The sequence below is a fragment of the Pseudomonas sp. 31-12 genome, from assembly GCF_003151075.1.
In the GTDB taxonomy this organism is placed as follows: Bacteria; Pseudomonadota; Gammaproteobacteria; order Pseudomonadales; family Pseudomonadaceae; genus Aquipseudomonas.
Window position 1 is genome coordinate 301,382 of record NZ_CP029482.1, and the last position, 24,753, is coordinate 326,134.

Annotated in this window: 25 protein-coding genes; 9 read left to right on the top strand and 16 right to left on the bottom strand. The window is 59.4% G+C overall.

Annotated features, from left to right (window positions below; translation table 11 throughout):
- Positions 1–195: 195 nt before the first annotated feature.
- From DJ564_RS01390 to DJ564_RS01400, 3 genes are all read left to right on the top strand, one after another.
- The gene (locus DJ564_RS01390) at positions 196–1,203 is read left to right on the top strand and encodes a methionine ABC transporter ATP-binding protein (protein ID WP_109627091.1); all 1,008 of its coding nucleotides are present in this window, start codon (positions 196–198) and stop codon (positions 1,201–1,203) included.
- Positions 1,203–1,877, top strand: a complete 675-nt coding sequence (locus DJ564_RS01395) for a methionine ABC transporter permease (protein ID WP_109627093.1) — start codon at positions 1,203–1,205, stop codon at positions 1,875–1,877. The genes DJ564_RS01390 and DJ564_RS01395 overlap by 1 nt, the downstream gene beginning before the upstream one ends.
- 62 nt (positions 1,878–1,939) lie before the next feature.
- Positions 1,940–2,710, top strand: a complete 771-nt coding sequence (locus DJ564_RS01400) for a MetQ/NlpA family ABC transporter substrate-binding protein (protein ID WP_109627094.1) — start codon at positions 1,940–1,942, stop codon at positions 2,708–2,710.
- Between the two features lie 169 nt (positions 2,711–2,879).
- On the opposite strand, the gene DJ564_RS01405 is transcribed toward DJ564_RS01400, so the two are convergent.
- From DJ564_RS01405 to DJ564_RS01425, 5 genes are read right to left on the bottom strand one after another with little or no spacing between them, the layout of a single operon-like run.
- Positions 2,880–3,515: an SCO family protein gene (locus tag DJ564_RS01405; RefSeq protein WP_109627096.1), complete on the bottom strand. Its 636-nt coding sequence runs from the start codon at positions 3,513–3,515 to the stop codon at positions 2,880–2,882.
- Entirely contained in the window at positions 3,512–4,411 is a 900-nt protein-coding gene (cyoE, locus tag DJ564_RS01410) for a heme o synthase (protein ID WP_109627098.1), read from the bottom strand. The genes DJ564_RS01405 and cyoE overlap by 4 nt, the downstream gene beginning before the upstream one ends.
- On the bottom strand, positions 4,399–5,478 hold the full coding sequence (locus tag DJ564_RS01415; protein WP_109627100.1) for a heme A synthase: 1,080 nt from the start codon (positions 5,476–5,478) through the stop codon (positions 4,399–4,401). Before DJ564_RS01415 ends, cyoE begins: the two co-directional genes overlap by 13 nt.
- 10 nt (positions 5,479–5,488) lie before the next feature.
- Positions 5,489–6,082, bottom strand: coding sequence for a hypothetical protein (locus DJ564_RS01420; RefSeq protein ID WP_109627102.1), 594 nt, complete (start codon positions 6,080–6,082; stop codon positions 5,489–5,491).
- On the bottom strand, positions 6,048–6,788 hold the full coding sequence (locus tag DJ564_RS01425) for an SURF1 family protein (RefSeq protein WP_109627104.1): 741 nt from the start codon (positions 6,786–6,788) through the stop codon (positions 6,048–6,050). Before DJ564_RS01425 ends, DJ564_RS01420 begins: the two co-directional genes overlap by 35 nt.
- Positions 6,789–6,858: 70 nt before the next feature.
- Here DJ564_RS01425 and DJ564_RS01430 point away from each other — a divergent pair, with 70 nt between their 5' ends.
- Complete coding sequence (locus DJ564_RS01430; protein ID WP_094469789.1) at positions 6,859–7,062, top strand: twin transmembrane helix small protein; 204 nt, start codon at positions 6,859–6,861, stop codon at positions 7,060–7,062.
- 4 nt (positions 7,063–7,066) lie between these two features.
- Here the strand turns inward: DJ564_RS01430 and DJ564_RS01435 are convergent, their stop codons facing one another.
- The 4 genes from DJ564_RS01435 to coxB form a co-directional block, all read right to left on the bottom strand.
- Complete coding sequence (locus DJ564_RS01435) at positions 7,067–7,954, bottom strand: cytochrome c oxidase subunit 3 (RefSeq protein ID WP_109627106.1); 888 nt, start codon at positions 7,952–7,954, stop codon at positions 7,067–7,069.
- A 25-nt stretch (positions 7,955–7,979) separates the two neighbouring features.
- Positions 7,980–8,531 (bottom strand): cytochrome c oxidase assembly protein, encoded by a 552-nt coding sequence (locus DJ564_RS01440; protein ID WP_109627108.1) that lies wholly within the window; start codon positions 8,529–8,531, stop codon positions 7,980–7,982.
- 165 nt (positions 8,532–8,696) lie between these two features.
- Positions 8,697–10,283 (bottom strand): cytochrome c oxidase subunit I, encoded by a 1,587-nt coding sequence (gene ctaD, locus DJ564_RS01445; protein ID WP_109627110.1) that lies wholly within the window; start codon positions 10,281–10,283, stop codon positions 8,697–8,699.
- Between the two features lie 82 nt (positions 10,284–10,365).
- Positions 10,366–11,493: a cytochrome c oxidase subunit II gene (gene coxB, locus DJ564_RS01450; protein ID WP_109627112.1), complete on the bottom strand. Its 1,128-nt coding sequence runs from the start codon at positions 11,491–11,493 to the stop codon at positions 10,366–10,368.
- Positions 11,494–11,865: 372 nt separating this feature from the next.
- On the opposite strand from coxB, the gene DJ564_RS01455 reads away from it, so the two are divergent.
- Positions 11,866–12,516 (top strand): hypothetical protein, encoded by a 651-nt coding sequence (locus DJ564_RS01455; RefSeq protein WP_109627114.1) that lies wholly within the window; start codon positions 11,866–11,868, stop codon positions 12,514–12,516.
- Positions 12,517–12,642: 126 nt separating this feature from the next.
- Here DJ564_RS01455 and DJ564_RS01465 read toward each other — a convergent pair whose 3' ends face one another.
- The 3 genes from DJ564_RS01465 to DJ564_RS01475 all read right to left on the bottom strand — a co-directional run bounded on the left by DJ564_RS01465 (position 12,643) and on the right by DJ564_RS01475 (position 16,293).
- Complete coding sequence (locus DJ564_RS01465; RefSeq protein ID WP_109627116.1) at positions 12,643–14,169, bottom strand: SulP family inorganic anion transporter; 1,527 nt, start codon at positions 14,167–14,169, stop codon at positions 12,643–12,645.
- Between the two features lie 90 nt (positions 14,170–14,259).
- Positions 14,260–14,991, bottom strand: coding sequence for a carbonic anhydrase (locus DJ564_RS01470; RefSeq protein WP_109627117.1), 732 nt, complete (start codon positions 14,989–14,991; stop codon positions 14,260–14,262).
- A 243-nt stretch (positions 14,992–15,234) separates the two neighbouring features.
- The gene (locus DJ564_RS01475; protein WP_109627119.1) at positions 15,235–16,293 is read right to left on the bottom strand and encodes a PA0069 family radical SAM protein; all 1,059 of its coding nucleotides are present in this window, start codon (positions 16,291–16,293) and stop codon (positions 15,235–15,237) included.
- 224 nt (positions 16,294–16,517) lie between these two features.
- Here DJ564_RS01475 and DJ564_RS01480 point away from each other — a divergent pair, with 224 nt between their 5' ends.
- Together DJ564_RS01480 and DJ564_RS01485 are read left to right on the top strand one after the other, a co-directional pair.
- Positions 16,518–16,820: a hypothetical protein gene (locus DJ564_RS01480; RefSeq protein ID WP_109627121.1), complete on the top strand. Its 303-nt coding sequence runs from the start codon at positions 16,518–16,520 to the stop codon at positions 16,818–16,820.
- 234 nt (positions 16,821–17,054) lie between these two features.
- The gene (locus DJ564_RS01485) at positions 17,055–17,702 is read left to right on the top strand and encodes a tyrosine-protein phosphatase (protein WP_109627123.1); all 648 of its coding nucleotides are present in this window, start codon (positions 17,055–17,057) and stop codon (positions 17,700–17,702) included.
- 8 nt (positions 17,703–17,710) lie between these two features.
- On the opposite strand, the gene DJ564_RS01490 is transcribed toward DJ564_RS01485, so the two are convergent.
- The 3 genes from DJ564_RS01490 to prlC all read right to left on the bottom strand — a co-directional run bounded on the left by DJ564_RS01490 (position 17,711) and on the right by prlC (position 22,228).
- Positions 17,711–19,753 carry a M3 family metallopeptidase gene (locus DJ564_RS01490; protein ID WP_109627125.1) on the bottom strand — a complete coding sequence of 681 codons (2,043 nt, stop codon included), beginning with the start codon at positions 19,751–19,753 and terminating at the stop codon, positions 17,711–17,713.
- A 112-nt stretch (positions 19,754–19,865) separates the two neighbouring features.
- A complete protein-coding gene (locus DJ564_RS01495) occupies positions 19,866–20,153 on the bottom strand; it encodes a YheV family putative zinc ribbon protein (protein ID WP_008152496.1) in 288 nt (95 codons plus the stop codon).
- Complete coding sequence (gene prlC / locus DJ564_RS01500) at positions 20,150–22,228, bottom strand: oligopeptidase A (RefSeq protein ID WP_178082277.1); 2,079 nt, start codon at positions 22,226–22,228, stop codon at positions 20,150–20,152. The genes DJ564_RS01495 and prlC overlap by 4 nt, the downstream gene beginning before the upstream one ends.
- A gap of 62 nt (positions 22,229–22,290) precedes the next feature.
- Here prlC and DJ564_RS01505 point away from each other — a divergent pair, with 62 nt between their 5' ends.
- Positions 22,291–22,836, top strand: a complete 546-nt coding sequence (locus DJ564_RS01505) for a gamma carbonic anhydrase family protein (protein WP_010465689.1) — start codon at positions 22,291–22,293, stop codon at positions 22,834–22,836.
- Between the two features lie 26 nt (positions 22,837–22,862).
- Complete coding sequence (locus DJ564_RS01510) at positions 22,863–23,513, top strand: HAD family hydrolase (RefSeq protein ID WP_109627127.1); 651 nt, start codon at positions 22,863–22,865, stop codon at positions 23,511–23,513.
- 122 nt (positions 23,514–23,635) lie between these two features.
- On the opposite strand, the gene DJ564_RS01515 is transcribed toward DJ564_RS01510, so the two are convergent.
- The gene (locus DJ564_RS01515; RefSeq protein ID WP_109627129.1) at positions 23,636–24,712 is read right to left on the bottom strand and encodes an aminopeptidase; all 1,077 of its coding nucleotides are present in this window, start codon (positions 24,710–24,712) and stop codon (positions 23,636–23,638) included.
- Between the last annotated feature and the right edge of the window lie 41 nt (positions 24,713–24,753).

Below are 24,753 nucleotides of genomic sequence, written 5' to 3' on the forward strand. Positions count from 1 at the left end.
AGGTACCCAGTGATTACGAGGATCTCGACGTTTCACGGTGGTGTTTGCCGGGTTGTGCATCGACCTTTTATCGCGTTATTGCCAAATGGAAGGATGAAAGCGAAATAAATGCTAAGAACCTCTATACAGACAGGCTAAAATGCGCGCCCGGCTAACCGCTGATCCTTTTCCAACGCGCCCCACAAGGTTCGCTACGTGATCGAGTTTCAAAACGTCCACAAAACCTACCGCGTCGCCGGTAAGGATATCCCCGCCCTGCACCCGACCAGTCTGACGATTGAGAACGGTCAGGTTTTCGGCCTGATCGGCCATTCCGGTGCGGGAAAAAGTACCCTGCTACGTCTGATCAATCGCCTGGAAGAGTCCAGCGGCGGCAAGATCATCGTCGACGGCGAAGAAGTCACGGCACTCGACGCCAACAGTCTGCGACGCTTCCGCCAGCAGGTCGGGATGATTTTCCAGCACTTCAACCTGTTGGCATCCAAGACCGTGGCCGACAACGTCGCGCTGCCGCTGACCCTGGCCGGTGAGCTGTCGCGCAGTGAGATCGACCAGCGTGTCGCCGAGTTGCTGGCGCGGGTCGGCCTGTCCGACCACGCCAAAAAGTACCCGGCGCAGTTGTCCGGCGGCCAGAAGCAACGCGTCGGCATTGCCCGCGCCCTGGCGACCAAGCCGAAAATCCTTCTGTGCGACGAAGCCACCAGCGCCCTCGACCCGCAGACCACGGCGTCGGTCCTGCAATTGCTGGCCGAGATCAACCGCGAGCTGAAACTGACCATCGTCCTGATTACCCACGAGATGGACGTGATCCGCCGGGTTTGCGACCAGGTGGCAGTGATGGACGCGGGTGTGATCGTCGAGCAAGGTTCGGTGGCCGAGGTGTTTCTGCATCCCAAGCACCCGACCACCAAACGTTTCGTACAAGAAGACGAACAGATCGACGAAAGTGAACAGCGTGACGACTTCTCTCACGTGCCGGGCCGCATCGTGCGTCTGACGTTCCAGGGCGAAGCGACCTACGCGCCGTTGCTGGGTACCGTCGCTCGGGAAACGGGTGTGGACTACAGCATCCTGGCCGGACGTATCGACCGCATCAAAGACATCCCCTACGGGCAATTGACCCTGGCGGTTACCGGCGGCGACATGGAGGCGGCGTTTGCCCACTTCACCGCGGCTGACGTCCACATGGAGGTCCTGCGCTGATGGAAATCCTGACAAGTTTCTTCGTCAACATCGACTGGTACGAAATCTGGCTGGCCACCGGCGATACCTTGCTGATGCTTTTCGGTTCGTTGCTGTTCACCGTTTTGCTTGGCCTGCCGTTGGGCGTGCTGTTGTTCCTGTGCAGCCCGCGTCAGTTGCTGGAAGCCAAAGGCGTCTACGCGATGCTGTCGCTGATGGTGAACATCCTGCGTTCGCTGCCGTTCATCATCCTGCTGATCGTGATGATCCCGTTCACCGTGCTGATCACTGGCACGTCGCTGGGGGTTGCCGGTGCGATTCCACCGCTGGTGATTGGCGCTACGCCATTCTTCGCGCGACTGGTGGAAACCGCTCTGCGTGAAGTGGATCGCGGCATCATCGAGGCCACCCAGGCCATGGGCGCCACGACCCGGCAGATCATCACCAATGCCTTGCTGCCGGAAGCCCGCCCGGGCATCTTCGCGGCGATTACGGTGACAGCCATTACACTAGTGTCCTACACGGCAATGGCTGGTGTGGTCGGCGCGGGTGGTCTGGGCGACCTGGCGATCCGTTTCGGTTACCAGCGTTTCCAGCCTGACGTGATGGTCGTGACCGTGATGTTGCTGCTGGTGCTGGTGCAAGTGCTGCAAACCGTCGGCGACAAGCTGGTCGTACACTTCTCACGTAAATGATCAATGAGCCGGCCATTCGCTGGCAGGCGCCGCAGACAGGCGCCTCACATGGAGTTAGCTGAATGAAAAAACTACTCGTCGCGTTCGCAGCCGTTGCAGCGTTTTCCGCTCACGCGGACACCCTGACCGTTGCAGCCACCCCGGTCCCGCACGCAGAAATCCTCGAATTCGTGAAACCGGCCCTCGCCAAAGAAGGCGTGGACCTGAAGGTCAAAGTCTTCACCGACTACATCCAGCCGAATGTGCAGGTTGCCGAAAAACGCCTGGACGCCAACTTCTTCCAGCACCAGCCGTACCTTGATGAGTTCAACAAGGCGAAGGGCACCAACCTGGTCGCCGTTGCCGGCGTACACCTGGAACCGCTGGGCGCTTACTCCAGCAAGTACAAAGCACTGACCGAGCTGCCAGGCGGCGCCAACGTGGTGATCCCGAACGACGCCACCAACGGCGGCCGTGCGCTGTTGCTGCTGGCCAAGGCGGGTCTGATCAAGTTGAAGGATTCGAACAACATCCTCTCGACGGTCAAGGACATCACCGAGAACACCAAGGACCTGAAGTTCCGCGAACTGGAAGCCGCGACCATCCCGCGTGTGCTGACCCAGGTCGACCTGGCGCTGATCAACACCAACTACGCGCTGGAAGCCAAGCTTGATCCGTCCAAGGACGCGCTGGTCATCGAAGGCAACGACTCGCCTTACGTGAACATCCTCGTTGCCCGCCCGGACGACAAGGACAGCGAAGACATGAAGAAACTGATTGCTGCCCTGCACAGCCCGGAAGTGAAAGCCTTCATTCTCGAGAAGTACAAAGGCGCGGTATTGCCGGCGTTTTGATTGGCTGATGGCAACTAAAAAGGGGTGCATTCAAATGCGCCCCTTTTTTTTGTGTCTGCGTCCGACCCTGTGGGAGCGGGCTTGCCCGCGATGGCGGTGCATCAGCCAACAGATGTTGAATGAGAAGGCCTCATCGCGGGCAAGCCCGCTCCCACAGGGATTGCGGTGTTTATTTGCGGTTAAGCATCACCGGTAACTGCGCCACCAACTTGGCGTTATTCAACGGTGCGCGAATGAACCCGCGCTGTGTCCCGTCCGGCCCGATCACCGCGAGGTTGCCGCTGTGATCAACTGTGTAATTCGGCTTGCTGGTGTCCGCCGGAATGAACGGAATACTCACCGCGTTGGCCAGTTTCTGAATGTCTTCAACCGACGCCGCCGTCAGGCCTTGGAACTGCGGATCGAAGTAGCCCAGGTATTGCTTGAGCTGCTGGGGCGTATCGCGATTCGGGTCGACGCTGACCAGAATGATCTGCAACTTGGCCACAGCCTCTGGCGGCAGTTCGCTCTTGATCTGACGCAGTTGGGCGAGGGTGGTCGGGCAAATGTCCGGGCAGAAGGTGTAGCCGAAGAACAGCAGCGACCACTTGTCTTTCAGCTCGTTGACCGCCACTGGTTTGCCGTCCTGATCGGTCATGGTCACGTTTGGCAGGTTGCGGCTTTGCGGCAGCAAAATGATCCCGGCGTCGATCAACGCCGTCGGATCGCCCTCGCCTTTGCCCGACAGCACTTTGTTGATGGTCAGGCCCATAACCAGCGCGATCAGGGCGACGAGGATGAAGACGGTTTTCTGAGTTCGAGTCATAGGTTCAACAATAAGTAGTGGTCAACGAGCAGCGCGATAAACAGCAGGAACAAGTAGTAAATAGAGTACTTGAAGGTGTTGATCGCCGCGTGCGGCCGAGTGCCACGGTACAGCACCACGGCCCATTGCAGAAACCTTGCGCCCAGTCCCAGGGCGCAAATCAGGTAGAGCATGCCGCTCATGTGAATCACGTACGGCATCAGGCTCACGGCCAGCAGCGCAAAGGTATAAAGCAGGATGTGGACCTTGGTGTAGTGTTCGCCATGGGTCACCGGCAGCATCGGAATGTCGGCCTTGGCGTATTCCTCTTTGCGGTGAATGGCCAGCGCCCAGAAGTGCGGCGGGGTCCAGGCGAAGATGATCAGCACCAGCAACAGTGGTTCGGCACTGACATGACCGGTAGCTGCGGTCCAGCCGAGCAGCGGCGGGGCAGCGCCGGCCAGTCCGCCGATGACGATGTTTTGCGGCGTCGCGCGCTTCAGGAAACCGGTGTAGACCACCGCATAGCCGAGCAGTGAGGCCAGGGTCAGCCACGCCGTCAGTGGATTGGTGAACGCCAGCAGTATGGCTTGCCCAAGCACCGCCAATACCAAGGCAAACGTCAGCGCGGCCGCTGGCGACACTCGGCCTTCGGCCAGGGGACGTTTGTGCGTGCGGGCCATCACCGCATCGATACGCCGGTCCACCACATGATTCACCGCCGCCGCACCCCCGGCACACAACGCAATCCCCAAGTTGCCGAACACCAGCACCGTCCACGGCACTCCGGCGCGGGTCGCGAGGAACATGCCGACCAGCGAGGTGATGAGCATCAGCACCACCACTTTCGGCTTGGTCAGCTCCAGGTAGTCACGCCAGATCGCCTGACTGTGACGTTCGCCGATCAGAGTCGCCATGGCATCTCTCCTTTTATTGTTATGGGCCCGGCTGAGTGTTTGCGCGGGCTGAACCGCCAGCGCGCAGGGGATTGCTGTTTGACCCGAACCAGGCTGGTTCGCGCGTGATAATTGACCAGTACCATCGTCAGCAACAGTGCTGCGCCGCCGGCGTTGTGAGCGACGGCGACGGGCAGCGGCAGGTGAAAAATCACGTTGCTGATGCCCAGCGTTATCTGCGCCGCGAGGGCGATCAGCACCAGCCCGGCCAGACGCGTCATACCGACTACTTTCAATTGCCAGGCCAGCCCCAGCAACGCCAGCGTCACCAGCATCGCGCCGATACGGTGGGTCAGATGAATCGCCGTGCGGGCATCGCTGTCCAGTTGCCCGCCGAGGTAATTGGGGCCGATGTGTTGAGTCAGGTGAAATCCGTTGGCGAAATCAGCCGGCGGCAGCCATTGCCCGTGGCAGGTCGGAAAGTCGATGCACGCCACCGCCGCATAGTTGGAACTGACCCAGCCACCGAGGGCAATTTGCAGGATCACCAGCAGCAACCCGGCCGTCGCCCAGTGCTGCAAACGTCGGGGCACGGTCAGCGCCGGCAGTACGCCGGACAGGCGCAACGTCAGCAAAAACAGCAGGCTCAAGGTCGCAAAACCGCCGAGCAGATGCCCGGTCACCACTTGCGGCCAGAGCTTGAGCGTCACCGTCCACATGCCGAACGCCGCTTGGGCGATCACCACCGCCAGCAGAAACAACGGCAACTTCACCGGTTGCCCCGGATGACGGCGATGCACCCAGGCACGACCGGCCAGCACCGAGATCAAAAGGCCGAGCGTGCCGGCGAAATAGCGGTGGACCATCTCGTTCCAGCCTTTGTGGGCTTCAACGGGCGCATCGGGAAAATGCAATTCGGCATGGGCCAATTGGGCTTCGCTTTTCGGCACGCTGATAAAGCCGTAGCAACCGGGCCAGTCCGGGCAACCGAGGCCGGCGTGGGTCAGGCGGGTATAGGCGCCGAGCAACACCACAATCAGTGCCAGCAAGGTGGCAAACAGCGCGAGGCGAAATCCAGGTTTGGCCATGACGATGCCCTTATCCGATGTTCGACAGTTTCAGCAGATGCCGCAGGTCGTTGAGCAAGTCCTTACCCTTCACCGTCGGGTCATAACGCAGCACCAGATTGCCGTGCGGGTCGATGATCCACAGTTGCGGCGCGGTCTTGTCTCCCGCTGTTTTGGTGAACGTGGTCAGGTCCATTGGGTAGCGTTGCAGTTGCGGGTATTCGCGGGTCAGCTTGGCGTCGTAATCACTGCTTAGCGGTTGCGCCGCAGCCAACGCGTGACTGGCGCGCCCGGCATCGCGGCCGAGGCCGATCTGGATCTGCCGAGCCAGATAAACCAGTTGCTGGCAGTCCACCGAACACTCCTTGGGCGCCGTGACCAGCAATTGCCAACGCTCCTCCTGCGCCTGCACGCCAAGGTCGGCGCGGGTCTGGCCGTTGCCGATCAGCTCGCCGTGATAACTGCGGCCCTCCGGCACCCAGAACTGCAATTTGTACATGCCGGTGGCGAGGATCATCGGACCGATCACCCCAAGCAGGATCAGCAGCAACTGCAAGCGACCCTTGCGCCGACTCGCCGGCGTTTTCGCCTCAGACATGCTGGGTGGATTCATGGCCGCTCCCATGGTGTTTCTCCTTTGCGTTGTGCCAGCCGAGATAGAGATAAAGGCCGAACAGGGCGATCGACATGGCGAACCACTGCACGGCATAAGCGATATGTTTTTCCGGCCCCATGGCCACCACCGGCCAATCGGCCTGGTAGGACGCGGGGCCGGTTTCTGCGCGTAATTCGTAGGCAAAACCGTCACGATCGAGCGCTGTCCACAGCTTGGCCGGTTCGACGGCGGTGATCAGTTGTGGCCAGGTGGTGGTGCTCGGATCGGCGTGCAATTGGAAAGTGGCGCCGGGGGAGACGTAGACCCAGGCATGCAGGCTCAAGGCCTGAGTCGGGGTGGTGAATTGGGGCGGGGTGCGCCGGTCCGGCCACGGCAGCCAGCCGCGATTGACCAGCAGCCAGAGCCCGGTCGCCTGATCCTGAAACGGTTGCAGCAGTTCGACGCCAACCTTGCCGTCGCGCTGGCGGTTATCCAGCAGCAGGCTGTGCGCGGCATCGAACTGGCCGTGAATTCGAACCCGGCGAAAGGCTGGATCCTCGGTGTGTTGCAGCTCGGTACTGGCCATCGGATCCGCCGCGCGGCGCTCGGTGTAGCTTTGCAGCAGCGCGCTTTTCTCCGCGCCCCGGCTCAATTGCCAGAACCCCAGTGACACCAGCATGGGCAGCAATAACGCGACCACGAGGGTCGGCACGATGCCCGGCCGGAAGCGCTTCATGGCGCCGCCAGAAAGTCGCTGGTTGCGATAGCTATACTCAAGTGCATCGCCTTTCCCCCGGAGTCTCACCATGCTCAAAGCAGCCATCGTCCTGATGCTGATTGCCACGGTTGTCAGCCTGTTCAGCGGCCTGTTTTTTCTGGTCAAGGACGACAGCAGCTCGAACCGCCTCGTCATTGCCTTGAGTGTTCGTGTTGCCCTGGCCGCTATAACCGTCGGCTTGATTGCCTGGGGTTTTTTCAGCGGCCAGCTGGTTTCTACTGCGCCTTGGTAGAGCCTCAGAGCACGTAGACGAAAACGAACAGCCCGATCCACACCACGTCCACGAAGTGCCAATACCAACTCGCCGCCTCGAAGCCGAACTGGTGCTCGTTATCGAAGTGCCCGCGCAGGACCCGCATCAGCATCACAAACAGAATGATGGTGCCCATGGTCACGTGGGCGCCGTGGAACCCGGTGAGCATGAAGAACGTTGCACCGTAGATGCCCGAACCCAGGGTCAGGCCCAGTTCCTGATAGGCGTGGATGTATTCTTCGGCCTGAAAACCGAGGAACGCGCAGCCCAGCAGCACGGTGATCGCCAGCCAGATTTTCAGTGCACCGCGATGGCCCTTTTTCAAGGCGTGGTGGGCGATGGTAATGGTGACGCTGGAACTCACCAGCAACACTGTGTTGAGCAGCGGCAGGCCCCAGGGACTGATGACGTCCTTGGGTGCCGGGAAGAGTTTCGGGTCCGGGTTGTTCAGCAGCGGCCAGACGAACTCGAAGTTCGGCCACAGCATGTGGGCGAGGCCTTTGGCGCCGTCACCGCCCAGCGATGGGCCAGTGATGTTGCGCACATAAAACAATGCGCCGAAGAAGGCGATGAAGAACATCACCTCCGAGAAGATGAACCAGCTCATGCCCCAGCGGAACGAGCGATCCATCTGCGCGCTGTACAACCCCTGACGACTTTCCTTGATCACCGTCCCGAACCAGCCGAACAGCATGTAGGCCAGCAGCAGGCCGCCGACGAAAAAGATCAGCGGGCCGTGGGATTCGGGGCGCGCAGCTTTCAGGTCGTTGAACCAGGTAGCCAGGCCGAACACGGTGACGAACATACCGACGGTGGCGATGATCGGCCATTTGCTCTGGGCCGGTACGTAATAGTGTTCATGAGTTGCCATTTATTGTTCTCCTTATCGGGCACGCTCAGCCGCCAGTGTTTACAGCCACCGGGGGATGTCGGGCGGTGATATCGAACAGCGTGTAGGACAGCGTCAGGTGCTTCACTTCCTTGGGCATGTCGCGGTCAACGATGAAACGTACCGGCATCTCGATCCGTTGACCGGGCTGCAGCACTTGCTGGGTAAAGCAGAAACATTCGGTCTTGTGGAAGTACGCCGCAGCATTGCTCGGCGCGATGCTCGGCACCGCCTGGGCGCTCATCGGGCGATCGGTCGGGTTGTGCGCGATGAAAATCATCTCGTTCACCGCCCCCGGGTTGGCCGTCAGCTCGTCACTCTTGGGATAGAAATCCCAGGACATGTCGGCGGCATTGGTCGACAGGAACTGCACGCGCACCTGTCGCGACGTGTCGACCGTCTGCTCGCCTTCGTACTGCCCGGAGGTCTTGCCATTGATGCCGAACGCCTTGCACATCACGTCGTAGATCGGCACCAGGGCAAAACCGAAGACAAACATCGCCACCACCACCAACAGCAGGCGCGTGATCAGCTTCTTCATCGAAATCGAATCAGCCATGATTTCCAGCCTCTACGCATAACCCGATAGGAGCGGGCCTTTGTGGCGAGGGAGCTTGCTCCCGCTTGGTTGCGAAGCGGCCCCAAAAGCTTGGCGTCTGCTTCGCGGCCGAGCGGGAGCAAGCTCCCTCGCCACACAAGCTCGCTTCCACAAAGGCAAGGCTGTTCATTTCACTTCCGGCGGTGTGGTGAAGGTGTGATACGGCGCCGGTGACGGGACGCTCCATTCCAGGCCTTCCGCGCCATCCCATGGTTTGGCCGGTGCCGGCTCGCCGCCGCGAATGGTCTTGATCACGATGAACAGGAAGAAGATCTGCGTGGCGCCGAACATGAATGCGCCGATCGACGACACCATGTTGAAGTCGGCGAATTGCAGGTTGTAGTCGGGAATCCGCCGCGGCATGCCCGCCAGCCCCACGAAGTGCATCGGGAAGAACGCCATGTTCATGCCGATGAACGAGAGCCAGAAGTGCAGCTTGCCGAGGGTTTCGTCGTACATGTGGCCGGTCCATTTCGGCAGCCAGTAGTAGGCCGAGGCGAAGATCCCGAAGATCGCCCCCGGCACCAGTACGTAGTGGAAGTGCGCGACCACAAAATACGTGTCCTGGTACTGGAAGTCCGCCGGGGCGATGGCCAGCATCAGTCCGGAGAAGCCGCCGATGGAGAACAGGATCACGAACGCCACCGCGAACAGCATCGGCGTCTCGAAGGTCAGCGAGCCCTGCCACATGGTGCTGGCCCAGTTGAACACCTTCACGCCCGTTGGCACCGCGATCAGCAGCGTGGCGTACATGAAGAACAGCTCGCCCACCAGCGGAATGCCGACCACGAACATGTGGTGCGCCCAGACGATGAATGACAGGAAGGCAATACTGGCCGTGGCATAGACCATCGAGGTGTAGCCAAACAGCGGCTTGCGCGAAAAGGCTGGAATGATCGAGCTGACGGCACCGAAGGCCGGCAGGATCATGATGTACACCTCGGGGTGACCGAAGAACCAGAACACGTGCTGGAACAACACCGGGTCACCGCCACCGGCGGCACTGAAGAAACTGGTGCCGAAGTGGATGTCCATCAGCATCATCGTCACGCAGCCGGCCAGTACCGGCATCACTGCGATCAGCAGGAACGCGGTAATCAGCCAGGTCCAGACGAACAGCGGCATTTTCATCAGCGTCATGCCGGGGGCACGCAGGTTGAGAATGGTGGCGATCACGTTGATCGCGCCCATGATCGAACTGATCCCCATCAAGTGGATGGCAAAGATGAAGAACGTCACGCTTTCCGGCGCGTAGGTCGTCGACAGCGGGGCGTAGAACGTCCAGCCGAAGTTCGGTCCGCCCCCGGGGGTGAACAGGGTCGACACTAGCAGGATGAACGCCGCCGGCAGCAGCCAGAAGCTGAAGTTGTTCATCCGTGGCAGTGCCATGTCCGGCGCGCCGATCATCAACGGGATCATCCAGTTGGCGAGGCCGACGAAGGCCGGCATCACCGCACCGAAGACCATGACCAGACCGTGCATGGTGGTCATCTGGTTGAAGAATTCCGGCTGGACGATCTGCAGGCCCGGCTGGAACAGTTCGGCGCGAATCACCATCGCGAACGAACCGCCGAGCAAGAACATGGAGAACGCAAACCACAGGTACAGCGTGCCGATGTCCTTGTGGTTGGTGGTCAGCACCCACCGCATCAGGCCTTTGGCGGGACCGTGGGCGTGGTAGGCATGACCATGGTCATCGATGACGGCGCTCATGGCTTGTCTCCTGCAAACAGATGGGCTGGGCAGGCCGGGGCGCGCTGCCCCGACCGGTTCCTTGGTTGCGCAATAGACCGGGTCATTTGCTTTCCGCCTGTTTCAGCTCCAGCACTTCTTTAGGAGTGACCATGTCGCCTTTGTTGTTGCCCCAGGCGTTACGTTCGTAGGTCACGACCGCTGCGATATCGACTTCCGAGAGCTGCTTGCCGAACGCCGCCATTGAGGTGCCAGGCTTGCCGTGGAAGACAATGCTCAGGTGATCCTTGATCGGGCCGGTAGCGATTTTCGAGCCCTTGAGTGCCGGGAACATCGGCGGCAAGCCTTGACCTTCGGCCTGGTGACAGGCTACGCACGTGGTGTGATAGACCTTGTCGCCGCGCTCCTTGAGCTCCTCGAGGGTCCATTCCTTGCTGGTCAGCTCTTTAAGCTGCAGGGCTTCGGCTTTGCGCTCGGCCAGCCATTTTTCGTAATCGGCCTTTTCCTTGACCTCGACCACGATTGGCATGAAGCCGTGGTCCTTGCCGCACAATTCGGCGCACTGGCCACGGTAGATGCCGGGCTTGTCGACGCGGGTCCAGGCTTCGTTGACGAACCCGGGAATCGCATCGCGCTTGACCGCAAAGGCCGGCACCCACCAGGAGTGGATAACGTCGGCGGACGTGACGAGGAAACGCACCTTGGCGCCAATCGGCAGCACTAAAGGCTTGTCGACCTCGAGCAAGTAATGCTCGCCCTTGGTTTCCTTGTTGTGGATCTGATCGGCGGGGGTCGTCAGGTTGCTGAAGAACTCGACGTCCTGGCCCAGGTATTTGTAGTGCCACTTCCACTGATAACCGGTGACCTGGATATCGATATCCGGCTCACTGGCGTCGTACATCTTGATCAGGGTTGCCGTCGCAGGAACCGCCATGGCCACCAGGATCAGGAAGGGCACGATGGTCCAGAGGATTTCGACGGTGGTGCTTTCATGAAATTTTGCGGCCACCTGCCCTGTGGAGCGGCGGTGGACCATCATCGACCAGAACATGGCGCCGAAGACGATGATGCCGATCACTACACAGATCCAGAAAATGGTCATGTGCAGGTCAAATACTGCGTGACTGATTTCAGTCGCTCCCGGCGCCATATTCACAGTCCAGGCGGCTTGCGCCTGACTGAAAATCGACCACAACAGGAGGCCCATCCAGACATGTGGATGTCGCATCATTGCGGGTTCCCCTTATCGTTCTTGTTATCCCGCCGGCTTTCACCTGCGGCAAGGGAGCGGCTTTTTCAGACTACGAAACTTGAATCGCCGAGCCTTGCTGCGTGTGCAGTCGGGCGTCATCAGCTAACTCCATTCCCACCCGAGTATAGACAGCGACTGCTACCTCGCAATGTGATGGCGTAAATGATCTGAAACAGCTGGGGCTTGTGTTCAAGGTCACGAATGGAGAAGGATGCAGACGAGTGGTGGCAAATCGATATAACGGAGGCGTCTCAAGGATGAAACAATTATGACAAATGCGTCTTAGCATTTTTCATAAGCCAGCTAAGTTATGTCTTCCCTATTTCATTGCCTTTGTTTCCTGGAGTTTTCATGAACACCGCCGCATTGCGCGAGCAGATCCAAAAAGCCCAACAACATGAGGCCGAGACCGGCCTGCTGACTCGTCAGCTTGAAACCCAATTGCCACACCTTCACTCCGCCATCCAATTGCCGGATGTCGACGCCAATGGCGTGATGACGCGTTTTGTGGCCGCGTATATAGAGCAAGTGCCAGACCTGCTGGACGCAGCCAATGAAGTCGCCAGGGAAGCGGGCATCGAATCACAGATCAAGCCGGTGCTGAACATCGCCGAGCAGTTCTTCCTCCAGCCGCCGGCAATCATGGCCGGTCATGTCGGCCTGGACAGCCTGCTGGACGAAGCCTATCTGGCGCATCGGTTGGTGGAAGAGGTCAATGACCTGTACATCAAGCATTTTGGCCAGCCACTGATCCCCTTGGACATGACTGTTGCCAACCTGATAGCCCACCAACTGATCGGCGAGGAATTTGCCAATCAACTGGATGAGGCGGTGCATCACGCGGTGGACGAGATGCTTAATGAAGACAGTTTCGCGCTGGAGTCCGTGGAGGCCTACCGCGAAAAACTCAACAGCCCGGACACCGGCGCTGCGTGGAAACGCTGGCCGTGCCTGTCACGCCAACTGGGCGTAGGGCTGGAGCTGGATCAGCCGGCTGCCTGATCTTAAGCCCCGACACAATCCCCCCTGTGGGAGCGGGCTTGCTCGCGAATGCGGTCGATCATTCAACATTGATGTCGACTGACACATCGCTTTCGCGAGCAAGCCCGCTCCCACATTGATTAGGTTTTATGCCGTAGAACCGACTCCGGTCGTCGTCCGCAACCGCCCTTCCAGCCTGCGCTTCAACCCCCGCGCCTCAATCAGCAGCTTCGACCCCTTGGCCGCATTGGCCCGGCCCCATTCCTCGAACAATTCCAGACACGAATGATCGATGTAGCTCAGATTGTTCAGCGGCACATGCACCGTCGCGCCTGCGGGAATGGTCCCCAGCACCTGGGTCAGCGCCGGCACCTTGAGAAAGGTCGCGGCCCCCGTCAGTCGCAACTCCATCTCTCCTTCAGCTGGCAGGTCGATCAGGCTGATTTTCAGCCGTGAAGCCTTCCAGGCCAGTTTGGCCAACGTCAGTCCGAAGCCAATCAGCACGCCGGTCAGCAGATCGGTGAAGATGATAGCCAGCGCTGTCGCCGCGTAAGTGAACATCGGCATCCGGCCATAACGGCCCAGACCGCGGAAGGCCTTGAGGTCGACCAGTTTGAAACCGGTGTACACCAGCACGCCTGCCAAGCTCGCCACCGGAATGCTTTGCAGTACGCTGGACAGCAGCAACACGAACGCCAGCAGCCACAGACCGTGGAAGATCGCCGACATGCGCGTGGTGGCGCCAGCCTGGACGTTGGCCGAACTGCGCACGATCACGCCGGTCATGGGCAGCGCACCCAGCAGACCGCAGAGCATGTTGCCGACACCTTGGGCCGACAATTCCCGATCAAAGTCGGAACGCTGGCCACTGTGCATGCGGTCCACCGCTGCTGCTGAAAGCAAGGTTTCAGCGCTGGCGATGAAGGCCACCGCGAAAGCAGCGATCAATAACGTCGGGTCGGCCAGGTTGAGCAAGTCGGCAGGCTTCAGCCAGTCGATGGCTTCCGCCAGGTTGGCCGGGACTTCCACGCGTTTGACCTGCAAGGCGAGCATCAGGCTGGCGACCGTCGCCAGACCTACGCCAAGCAGCGCGCCGGGAATGAAGCGCAGGGAATGGGGACGGAATTTCTCCCACAGCCACATCACCGCAATCGTCGACAGCCCCAGTAAACCGGCTTGCCAGCCAAGGGAAGGCAAGGCCTGGATGACGGCAGCCGGGAAGGCCGCCAGGTTATCCAGCCCGGAAGGCTTGGGCACGGCGTCGAGCATCACATGCACCTGTGAGAGCACGATCAACACGCCAATCCCGGCGAGCATGCCGTACACCACCGCTGGCGCCGTCACCCGAAACCAGCAACCCAGCTTGAAGCGCCCAGCCATCAGTTGCAGAAAACCCGCCAACAGCAGGATGGGCCCGAGCATGGCGATGCCATGCTGGCGCACCAGTTCGAACACCAGAACCGCCAGGCCCGCCGCCGGGCCACTGACTTGCAGCGGTGACCCGGCAAGCCAGCCCACCACCAGACCACCGATGATCCCCGTGATCAAACCTTTGGCCGGTGGCAGACCCGAGGCGATGGCGATGCCCATGCACAAGGGCAGGGCGACCAGAAACACAACCACGGAAGCCAGCAGCTCCCGTGGCAGAACAGCTTTAAGTTGAGCAGCACGCATGGTGACTCTCCCGACGTTTTCTTCAGGCGTGGCAAAGCCAGGCTGCTTGATCAGCAGCCCCGGCTAAAACACACAAGGATTTAGGAGGATTTAGAAGCGCGCTTTAGGCGTCGCCACCGGAATCGGATGGCTGCCATCAAGCGGCAGGAAACACCCTTTGTCGGCGTCGTAAGCTCTGATTTCGCTGGTTTCGATGTTGTAGATCCAACCATGAATAAACAGCTGACCGTTGGCCATGCGCGAGGCCACGGAAGGGTGCGTGCGCAGATGCTGCAGCTGAGCGATCACATTCTCTTCGGTGAGGACGTGCATGCTTTCGCTTTCGTCAGCGCAATGGCAGTTTTCCTGGACCATGGTTTTTGCCACTTCCGCATGACGCAGCCAGGCTTTGACCGTGGGCATTTTTTCCAGGCTTTGCGGGTTGAGTACGGCGCGCATCGCGCCACAGTCGGAGTGCCCGCAAATGATGATGTGCTGTACGCCGAGGGCCAGGACCGCGTATTCGATGGCCGTGGAAACACCGCCGTTCATTTGCCCATAAGGCGGCACAACGTTGCCGACGTTACGGGTCACGAACAGGTCGCCGGGGGCGCTTTGGGTAATCAGCTCAGGAACAATGCGCGAGTCGGCGCAGGCGATAAACATCGCTCGCGGGCTTTGGGCCGTGGCGAGTTTTTTGAAGAGTTCTTCCTGCTGGGGAAAAACCTCGTGATGAAAATGCAAAAAGCCGTCAACGATGTGCTTCAGCGCTGCATCGGCGGTTTCCGCCTCGGGTTGGGCTGAAGCCGACGCAGCCAACGGCTGTTTATCCTTGTCACTCATGATTCATCCTCTTTGGCGGAGTCAGGGAATTTTCCCGTTTTGTCCGGTGTGAAGCCAGTGGCTGTTTAAAAAACATCCAGGTCGACAACCTCGACCCGTCAGTCACTCGATGAACAAGGTATCTGCCGAAACTTAACTCAAACTGAATCAAGCGCTCTAGAACGTGTGTTCCAGGTCACAAAAAACGTGACCAGCCTAATGGCCAAGTGCTTTTCCCACTACTCAACCATAGGCCAATTGTCCTCAAATCAATGACATCTGGCGACCCGGCGGACAGAAGGCGTCGCAATCCAGATTAAAGCCTTCGCGATGATTGAGCCCCAAACGTTTGATGGTTTTGGCAAAGCGTTGCGCCAACAGATCGGCAAACGGCCCTTCACCACGCATCCGGGCGCCAAACCGACTGTCGTAGAGCTCTCCGCCACGGCTCTGACGGATCAGGCTCAACACATGAGCGGCACGCTGCGGATAGTGGGCGGCCAGCCATTCTTCGAACAGCGGCGCCACCTCCAGCGGCAGGCGCAACATCATATAGGCCGCGCTCTGGGCGCCGGCGGTATGCGCTTCGGTGAGCAGGCTTTCGAGTTCACTGTCGTTGATCATCGGAATCATCGGCGAACACAGCACCCCCACCGGGATCCCCGCTTCACGCATCACCCGGATCGCCCGCAGCCGGGCCTTGGGCGCCGCCGCGCGCGGTTCGAGGATGCGTTTGAGTTCATCGTCCAAAGTGGTGAGGCTGATCATCACGGCCACGAGCCTCTGCTCGGCGAGTTCGGCCAGCAGGTCCAGATCCCGAAGAATGAGTGAGCCCTTGGTAATGATGGTCACCGGATGGCGGTAACGCAGCAGCACTTCAAGGGTCTTGCGGGTGATTTTGTGTTCGCGCTCGATCGGCTGATAAGGATCGGTGTTGGAGCCCAGGTTGATCGGCGCGCATTGATAGCCGCGTTTGGACAGCTGTTCTTCCAGCACATCGGCGGCGTTGGTCTTCGCGATCAGCTTGGTTTCGAAGTCGAGCCCCGGTGACATGTCCCAATATGCATGGCTGGGTCGCGCATAGCAGTAGATGCAACCGTGCTCACAGCCGCGATAGGGATTGATCGAGCGATCAAAAGGCAAGTCCGGCGAGTTGTTGCGGGTGATGATGGTTTTCGCCGTTTCGATGCGCACTTCCGTGCCCTGGGTGATCGGCGCTTCCTGATACCAGCCGTCATCCTCGGCCACCGAGCGATTCGGTGCGAAGCGGTTGTGCGGGTTGGTTGCGGTGCCGCGGCCGCGAGGTGGCAGAGGAGTAGCCATCGACATGATCCTTTAGCTGTATGTTCATACAGTATAGGGCCTCAATCGAATAGGCCAGTGCCGTTCGGCGCCTGAAATTTTTCAAGTATTGATTATTTGTCTCTTACTCGTGAGTTCCTTGTAATTATGAGAAACAGATAGAAAGTAGATTAGTTATAAGCAATCGGTATTATTGCGCTTCGCACGAAGTTGTCGTGTTATCACTATTAAAAGGATTTAGTTTAATGTCGAATTACAATCAGCGTGGTGTTTTTCTTCAACTGTTAACCCCGTCCATTTCTAGTCCGAAAGAAGTTCGGGTGTCTATGCAGTTTGCTTTGAAAGAAGAAGGTTACGACCCGGAAAACCGTAGCGCCACATACTCCCTGCTGGATTCGACCTCCCGCGAGGCTGTGTCGAATGATGGCGGCGTGACCTTCACCATGGGAAACACACCTGATGTGGACGATGATGGTGATATCGACGCGCAGGACAAGGCTGTTCTGATTGCGCTGGCGAAAGCGTATTCGAAAATCATCAATCCTTGAATACTATCGGGTACCTGCAACTTATAAGTTGGGGTGTGAGTGTACGTTAATCAGCGTTGAATAAAGCGATACGGAAATCCGTATCGCTTTTTTGTTGCTCGTTACTTACCCTGACGAAGCCAGGTGCGAACGGTTAAATTCACGATTCTTTGACAACTGACTCACAGGACTTTGACTGCTCAGTGTTGAAACTATGTGGCATCTAACCACCTTTCCCCACACGGTCGTCCGATCATGTCCCGATTGCGCCTTTTACCTGTGACGTTCCTGTTGTCGCTGGCTTCCCTTTTCAATCTGACAGTGGCCTGCGCAGATGAAACCGCGCCACCCCGCCCGGCGGAATGGGCTCAATCGGTCGAGGTGCAATACAACCTCTATCAGATGTCCCCGACACTGTACCGCAGTGCGTTGCCCGACAGCGGTGCCGTACCGTTGTTGAAGAAACTCAACGTCGCGACCGTCATCACTTTTCTGCCCGAGACAGATTCAAGCTGGTTGTCCACACCGGGCATTGCTCAGGTGCAGCTGCCCTATCGCACCAATCACGTGGATGACGCGCAGGTGCTCAAAGCCCTTCGTGCCATCCAGACCGCCGAATCCAGGGGGCCGGTGCTCATGCACTGCAAACACGGTTCGGACCGCACCGGCCTGATGGCGGCGATGTATCGCGTGGTGGTGCAAGGCTGGAGCAAGGAAGACGCCCTGAACGAAATGACCGAGGGCGGCTTTGGTGACAGCCACCATTTCAAGGATAGTGTGCGTTACATGATGCAGGCCGATGCCGAGAAGCTTCGGACCGCTCTGGCCAACGGCGATTGCAGCACCAGCCCGTTTGCTGCCTGTTCGATGAAGAACTGGTTCCAATCGGCCCACGTCGAATGAGCCTCGGTTCAACGGCCTGCGGCAGCTGGCGCAGTCGCGAAGAAACTCTCGGTGATCGGCCGTCCGAGAAATTCTTCCAGTGCTACCAGCAGTGAGCGCGAATCACCCGGTGAAAAAAAGGCTTCGCGAAAGGCCCTGCCGGTTCGAGGGTTGAACACCCAGTCCTGTTGAAACCGTTTGAACGCTTCGGTCGCCAGTACACCCGACCATTTGTAGGCGTAAACCGACGCCGCGTATCCGGTCACCATGTAATCGAAGCTGTTGGCGAATCGACTGTGGGGCGGCAGTTGCAGATGAGGAATTTCGCGCTGCACATCGTCGAAAATTTGCTCAACGCTACGGCCGTCACCTTGGCTGCGGTGCAATTCGAAGTCGAACAATGCGGCCATTAGCAACTCTGCGGTTTGCCGACTGGTCTGGGCGTGAATGGCTGCCAGTGCTGCGTCGACGCGGGCTTCGGTCAGGCGCTCGCCGGTCTGGTAATGAGCGGCCAGCCACAGCAGGAACTCCCGAGACAGGCACCATTGTTCGAACAGTTGTCCCGAAAACTCAGCCGTATCGCGTCCCAATTGGGTAATACCGGACAGGCGATGGTGAGGCGAGCGGGTCAGAACATGCTGCAGGCAATGGCCGAACTCATGGAACAAAACGCGCAGGTCCTGATGGGAGAGGAGGCAGGGATGCTCGGCATTGCCGGGCGTGAAGTTGCCATGAAGCACGGCGATCGGCAGCGTCAATTGACCTTCGGCATCCAGCCGTCGATTACGTCGCGTGGCGGTCCAGGCATAGTCCGGCGCTTCATCCCGATGAAAAGGGTCGAGGTAAATATGCCCGATCACCAGGCCATGCTCGCTGATTTCAAACAGGCGCACGCTGTCATGCCAGCGGTTGATTACCTGCTGTTCGACGATCTGGATGCCAAACATTCGCTCGCTGAACAGGCAGAGCCGCTGCAATGTCCCGTCCAGCGGACAGTACGCTCTCAGGTCTTTCAACGCCCCGCCGAGGCGCTGCTGGCGCATTTGTTCGGCGAGAAACTCGTGGTCCCAAGGTTGAAGTTCAGTCATGCCGCGCTCAAGCGCAAACGCCTTCAGTTCCTGCGCATCCTTCTCGAAGCTCGGTGTCGCCTGGATGATTTGCTGGCGCAGGAAACCGGTGACTTGCTCGGTGGACTCCGCCATTTCCGTGACCAGGCTCAGTTGCGCGAAGTTCTCATACCCAAGCAATTTGGCTTTCTGGTGGCGCAGTGACAACAGCAGCTCCAGCACCGGACCATTATCGAATTGCCCGTCGTGCGGGCCTTGATCCGACGCTCGGGTGGAGTAGGCGACAAAGTATTCTTCGCGCAGGGAGCGGTCTTCGGCATAGGCCATGACGCGAGTGAAGGTGTCCTGGTCCAGACGCATCAGCCAGCCTTCATGCCCCGCCTGTTGAGCGTTGCGCGCCAGACGCTCCAGCGTCGCCGCGGACAAACCGTTCAATTGCGTGACGTCGTCGATACGTTTGCTCCAGGCCGCGCTGCTGCGTTCCAGGTTGGTCAGGAACAAGCTTCGCAGCACACCGATGTCGCGATTCAGCCGGGCCAGCGTCTGCTGTTGTTCGATGGACAAGTCGATGCCGGACAAGCGAAACCTGCGCAGAATTTTGTTCAAGACGGCCTGTCGCGGCTCGTCGTAATTCACTGCGGCCGGACTCTGCGCCAGCCGCTGAAACGCGCGGAACAGTGTCTGATTACTCATCGTTTCGGACTTGTACTGCGCAATGGCCTCGCTGCACTTGGCGCTCGCCTTGTTCCAGGTCTTGCCCTCATGTTTCACCGTTGAAAGGGTTTCGATAATGCCCATGACCTCTTCGAGGCGCGCATCGGTTTCATCAACGGCCAGTACCAGATCGTCCCAGGTCGGGATCGCGGATTGGCTCGCGACAATCCCGGCAATGGCCAGGCGGTTGTCAGCAATGACGGTGTCGATGGCGGGGACCAGATGTTCGGCGCGGATATCCGGCCAGGGTGGCAGGTTCCAGCGCTGTAACAGTGGATTGATATCAGGCATGGCGTCTTCCTTGAATAGAACTGAAGGATTCAGCCTAAGGAGGAAGCGCGGGAGAAGGGCGGTAAATAGATACCACCTGCCACCCCGTCAAAGGGTGGAAGGTGGTGCTGACTCAGTGTTGCTCGTCAGGTTTTTTCTTCAGCTTCGGGTTCGGGAAGAACTGCACGGCCTGAACCTTGGCGTCCGGCACCTTCAGCGCCGAAGTATTGACCCGTGTGCCCAATTCCTTGGGCACCGACAGGCCTTGTTCATTGAGCGTGTCCGAATAACCGCAGGCCACGCATTCGCGATGCGGGACTTCGTCTTCGTTCCACATCATCAACTTGTCCGGCTCGCTGCATGCCGGACAGACCGCCCCGGCGATAAAGCGCTTTTTCGTGATCACAGGCCCCTCACTCATGCTGCTGCGTCCTCACTCAGGCCGCTATGGCGCAAGAGTGCGTCAATCGATGGCGCACGGCCACGGAAGTCGACGAACAGCACCATGGGTTCCTGAGAACCGCCGCGCGCCAGGATCGCTTCGCGGAACGCCCGACCTGTTTCGGCATTGAGTACGCCGTCTTCTTCAAACTTCGAGAAGGCGTCGGCCGACAGCACTTCAGCCCACTTGTAGCTGTAGTAACCCGCCGCGTAACCGCCGGCGAAGATGTGGGCGAAGCTGTTCGGGAAACGGTTGTAGGCTGGTGGACGCATCACGGACACCTCGTCGCGTACGCCTTCGAGCACTTGCAGCACGCTGCGGCCATCGCCGTGGGTGGCGTGCAATTCGAAGTCGAACAGCGAGAACTCCAGCTGACGCACCATCATCAGGCCGGACTGGAAGTTCTTCGCCGCGAGCATCTTTTCCAGCAGGTCTTGTGGCAGCGGCTCACCGGTTTCGTAGTGACCGGAGATCAGCGCCAGGCCTTCCGGCTCCCAGCACCAGTTTTCCATGAACTGGCTTGGCAGTTCGACCGCATCCCAGGCCACGCCGTTGATACCGGACACGCCAGCGTGTTCGACGCGAGTCAGCAGGTGATGCAAGCCGTGACCAAATTCGTGGAACAGGGTGGTGACTTCATCGTGGGTCAGCAGGGCGGGTTTGCCGCTGTCGGCCGGGGTGAAATTGCACACCAGATTGGCCACCGGACTTTGCAGCACGCCGCTGATGGTGCGGCGACGGTCACGGGCGCCGTCCATCCAGGCACCGCCACGCTTGTTGGCGCGAGCATAGAGGTCAAAGAAGAAGCGGCCGACGTGCTGACCGTTTTCCTTGATTTCGAACAGGCGAACATCCGGGTGCCAGGCGTCGAAGCCTTTCAGCTCTGCGATCTCGATGCCGTACAGGCGCTGGACGATAGCGAACAGGCCGCCCAGCACTTTGTCGATCGGGAAGTAAGCGCGCAGCGCTTCTTGAGCCACGCTGTAACGTTGTTCGCGAAGTTTTTCGCCGTAGAAACCGCTGTCCCAGCTTTGCAGGTCCGGGCAGCCCTGTTCTGCGGCGTAAGCCTTGAGCTGTTCCAGATCCTGAGCGGCGAACGGTTTGCTGCGCTTGGCGAGGTCGCGCAGGAAACCCAGCACCTGATCGCTGGATTCAGCCATTTTGGTGGCCAGGCTCAGTTCCGAGAAACTGGCGAAGCCAAGCAGCTTGGCCAGTTCCTGGCGCAGGTCGAGGATTTCTTCCATGACCGGGCCGTTATCGTTCTGACCGGCGTTAGGGCCTTGGTCCGACGCACGGGTGCAGTAGGCGGCGTAGACTTCTTCGCGCAGGGCGCGGTCCTGGGCGTAGGTCATTACCGCGTAATAGCTCGGGAATTCCAGGGTGATCAAGAAGCCGTCGAGGCCTTTGGCCTGGGCTGCGGCAGCCATTTGCGCCTTGGCTGAATCGGTGAGGCCGGCGAGGGCAGCTTCATCAGTAACGTGTTTGGTCCAGGCCTGCGTCGCGTCGAGCAGTTGGTTGGAGAAGCGGCTGCCCAGCTCCGACAATTTGCTCTGCACTTCGGCGTAGCGCTTCTGTTCGGCTTCTGGCAGGTCAATACCCGACAGACGGAAGTCTCGCAGGGCGTGTTCCAGGATGGTTTTCTGCGCGACGTCGAAACCGGCGGCTTCCGGGCTGTTCGCCAAGGCTTCGAAGGCCTCGAACAATTCGCGGTTCTGACCCAGTTCGGTGGAGTAGGCGCTCAAGGCCGGCAAGCAGGACTCGTAGGCTTCGCGCAATTCAGCGCTGTTGCACACGGCATTCAGGTGGCTGACCGGGCTCCAGGCTGCGCCCAGACGATCGTTCAGTTCGTCCATCGCCAGCACCAGGCCGGCCCAGGTCGGTTGTTTGCCCTGGCTGTCGAGGATCTCGATAATGGCGGCACGGTTGTCAGCCAAGATCTGTTCAATGGCCGGTTGCACGTGTTCGGCACGGATCGCCGAGAACGGCGGCAGGTCGTAGGACTGCAAAAGAGGGTTGTTCACGCTCACGGTTGGCACCTTGGCTGGAAGAAACATGCGGCCATCTTAATTACAATCGACGCTCACCGCAGCTATCAGCAAAAGAGAGAGAGCCTATCGTGACCCTTCGCAAGTATCAGAACCACACGCCGCTACTGGGCAAAGGCGCCTTTGTCGACGGCTCAGCGGTGGTGATCGGCGACGTCGAAATCGGCGAAGACAGCTCCGTCTGGCCGCTGACGGTGATTCGTGGCGACATGCACCGCATCCGTATCGGTGCGCGCACCAGTGTCCAGGATGGCTGCGTGCTGCACATCACCCACGCCGGACCGTTCAATCCCGATGGCTTTCCCTGCTTGATCGGGGACGACGTGACCATTGCGCATAAGGTCATGCTGCATGGCTGCAGTGTCGGCAACCGGATTCTGATCGGCATGGGCAGCATCGTCATGGACGGTGCAGTGATCGAGGACGATGTGATTGTCGGCGCCGGCAGCCTGGTGCCGCCCGGCAAGCGTCTGGAAAGCGGCTTCCTTTATGTCGGTAGCCCGGTGAAACAAATTCGTCCGCTGACGGACAAGGAAAATGCCTTTTTCACTTACAGCGCGGCGAATTACGTGAAGCTCAAGAATTTGCATCTGGCTGAAGGCTACGACCAGCTCTGAGCCTTCGCCCTCTTCCAGGACTCAACATGCATTACCAAACCGTACTGTTCGACCTCGATGGCACCCTGACCGACCCGCGCGAGGGCATCACCCGTTCGATCCAGTTCGCCCTGAGCAAACTGGGGATCGATGAGCCCGACCTGACCAAACTCGAACACTTCATCGGCCCGCCGTTGTTGCAGGCGTTCATGCAGTTCTACGACTTCGACGAGCCCAAGGCCTGGGAAGCCGTGAACTTCTACCGCGAACGATTCAAGGTCACCGGCCTTTACGAAAACCGTGTGTTCGACGGCGTCACGCCGCTGCTGGAAACCCTCGGCGGGCAAGGGCGGCAGTTATACATCGCAACCTCCAAGCCGTGGGTATTCGCCCGGGAAATCGCCCGGCACTTCGACTTCGCCAGGCACTTCAAGGTGATCTACGGCAGTGAACTGGACGGGACACGCACCAATAAGGTCGAGTTGATTGCCCACCTGATGGCCGAAGAAGGCCTGGACCCGGCCAACACCCTGATGATCGGCGACCGCAAACACGACCTGATCGGCGCGCGCAGCAATGGGCTTGATGCGGCGGCGGTGGGTTATGGGTTTGGCAGCCGGGAAGAATTGAGCGCAGAAGCGCCGGCCTATCACTTTGAAACGCTGGATGAGATGCATCAGGCGTTTTTGCAGCGCTGATCAGTACGCCTTCGCGGGCAAGCCCGCTCCCACAGGTTCTGGGTCGTACGTATTTTTCGTACACCACACGGACCTGTGGGAGCGGGCTTGCCCGCGAAGAGGCCTGCTCAGCCGCCAAATTTCTAGGGTCCGGCCAACGCTTTCAGCGCCGCCTTGCGCTCCCCGACCGGTAACGCACCAAGCTGCTCGACGGCCACATAAAACCTGTCCCAATCCCCCCCCACCTGCCTGAACAGCGCCGAAAACGCCGGCACCCATTGGTCGTACAACCCAAACGGCAACAACCGCGCATTGTTCATCGGCGCATTGATCCACGCGTCGTAGCGTTTGTCCCCAGCCCACCGGCTGTCTCGCAGTTGTCGATATTCACTTCGCAAGCGTTCGAACTCCGCGGCTTTGCGTTGGCGCATCGGGTCGGCGGGCAGTGGCAGGGCGTAGAGCTTTTCAAGTCGCGTGCGAGTCTCCAGAACCAACTGAATGAATTGGTCGCGCCGCTGCGCCTGGGCCCCGTTTTCCGGCGCCAGACCGCGCGATGCGCGCCATCGCCGGGTGCCTTCCTGCTCGACGAAGGTGGCGAAAGACTCGTTGAACTCGGTGTCGTCCTTCACATAAAAGCGCTGATGGGCGAGCTCGTGGAAGATCAATGTCGCCAGCCGCTCGTCGCCCCAACCCATCATTGAACTGAGAATCGGATCGTTGAACCAGCCGAGCGTCGAATAGGCCTCGACGCCGCCAATGGACACGTCCATACCTTGCAAACGCTGCAAGGCAGCTTCGCCGCGAGCGGCACTCTGGCTGTAATAACCGCGGTAGGCGACGCACCCGGCGATGGGGAAACAATGGTTTTGCGGTGTCAGGGAAAACTCCGGTGTGGCAAAAACGTTCCAGACCACGAACGGCCGGCCAATGTCGGCGTATAGACGGTAGCTCTGGTTATCCGGCAGATGCAGCTGTTGGCTGGCGAATGTCCGGGCCTTTTGCGACTGGGCCAGATGCGCACGCAGCATCGGGTCACGAGACGGATCGGCAAGCACGTCGGCCACCGGCTCCCTGGCCCGCAGCAATTGCAGCTGACCACTGGCCAATTGGCTGTAATAGCTGACACCCGCGCAACCACTGAGTAATAAAAGCAACACACCCGGAAACAAAATCCGTAAAACGCGATCAAGTAACCCAAGGCTTGGAAGCGGCGTGATCAAAATAAAATCATCCCTGGAGAGTCTGCCCGCAAGACTATCCC

Bases quoted from the DNA above. Each gene is read 5' to 3' on its own strand.
- DJ564_RS01395 (WP_109627093.1), top strand. From the start codon at position 1,203: ATGGAAATCCTGACAAGTTTCTTCGTCAACATCGACTGGTACGAAATC.
- DJ564_RS01400 (WP_109627094.1), top strand. From the start codon at position 1,940: ATGAAAAAACTACTCGTCGCGTTCGCAGCCGTTGCAGCGTTTTCCGCT.
- DJ564_RS01405 (WP_109627096.1), bottom strand. From the start codon at position 3,515: ATGACTCGAACTCAGAAAACCGTCTTCATCCTCGTCGCCCTGATCGCG.
- cyoE (WP_109627098.1), bottom strand. From the start codon at position 4,411: ATGGCGACTCTGATCGGCGAACGTCACAGTCAGGCGATCTGGCGTGAC.
- DJ564_RS01415 (WP_109627100.1), bottom strand. From the start codon at position 5,478: ATGGCCAAACCTGGATTTCGCCTCGCGCTGTTTGCCACCTTGCTGGCA.
- DJ564_RS01420 (WP_109627102.1), bottom strand. From the start codon at position 6,082: ATGGGAGCGGCCATGAATCCACCCAGCATGTCTGAGGCGAAAACGCCG.
- DJ564_RS01425 (WP_109627104.1), bottom strand. From the start codon at position 6,788: ATGAAGCGCTTCCGGCCGGGCATCGTGCCGACCCTCGTGGTCGCGTTA.
- DJ564_RS01430 (WP_094469789.1), top strand. From the start codon at position 6,859: ATGCTCAAAGCAGCCATCGTCCTGATGCTGATTGCCACGGTTGTCAGC.
- DJ564_RS01435 (WP_109627106.1), bottom strand. From the start codon at position 7,954: ATGGCAACTCATGAACACTATTACGTACCGGCCCAGAGCAAATGGCCG.
- DJ564_RS01440 (WP_109627108.1), bottom strand. From the start codon at position 8,531: ATGGCTGATTCGATTTCGATGAAGAAGCTGATCACGCGCCTGCTGTTG.
- ctaD (WP_109627110.1), bottom strand. From the start codon at position 10,283: ATGAGCGCCGTCATCGATGACCATGGTCATGCCTACCACGCCCACGGT.
- coxB (WP_109627112.1), bottom strand. From the start codon at position 11,493: ATGATGCGACATCCACATGTCTGGATGGGCCTCCTGTTGTGGTCGATT.
- DJ564_RS01455 (WP_109627114.1), top strand. From the start codon at position 11,866: ATGAACACCGCCGCATTGCGCGAGCAGATCCAAAAAGCCCAACAACAT.
- DJ564_RS01465 (WP_109627116.1), bottom strand. From the start codon at position 14,169: ATGCGTGCTGCTCAACTTAAAGCTGTTCTGCCACGGGAGCTGCTGGCT.
- DJ564_RS01470 (WP_109627117.1), bottom strand. From the start codon at position 14,991: ATGAGTGACAAGGATAAACAGCCGTTGGCTGCGTCGGCTTCAGCCCAA.
- DJ564_RS01475 (WP_109627119.1), bottom strand. From the start codon at position 16,293: ATGGCTACTCCTCTGCCACCTCGCGGCCGCGGCACCGCAACCAACCCG.
- DJ564_RS01480 (WP_109627121.1), top strand. From the start codon at position 16,518: ATGTCGAATTACAATCAGCGTGGTGTTTTTCTTCAACTGTTAACCCCG.
- DJ564_RS01485 (WP_109627123.1), top strand. From the start codon at position 17,055: ATGTCCCGATTGCGCCTTTTACCTGTGACGTTCCTGTTGTCGCTGGCT.
- DJ564_RS01490 (WP_109627125.1), bottom strand. From the start codon at position 19,753: ATGCCTGATATCAATCCACTGTTACAGCGCTGGAACCTGCCACCCTGG.
- DJ564_RS01495 (WP_008152496.1), bottom strand. From the start codon at position 20,153: ATGAGTGAGGGGCCTGTGATCACGAAAAAGCGCTTTATCGCCGGGGCG.
- prlC (WP_178082277.1), bottom strand. From the start codon at position 22,228: ATGTTTCTTCCAGCCAAGGTGCCAACCGTGAGCGTGAACAACCCTCTT.
- DJ564_RS01510 (WP_109627127.1), top strand. From the start codon at position 22,863: ATGCATTACCAAACCGTACTGTTCGACCTCGATGGCACCCTGACCGAC.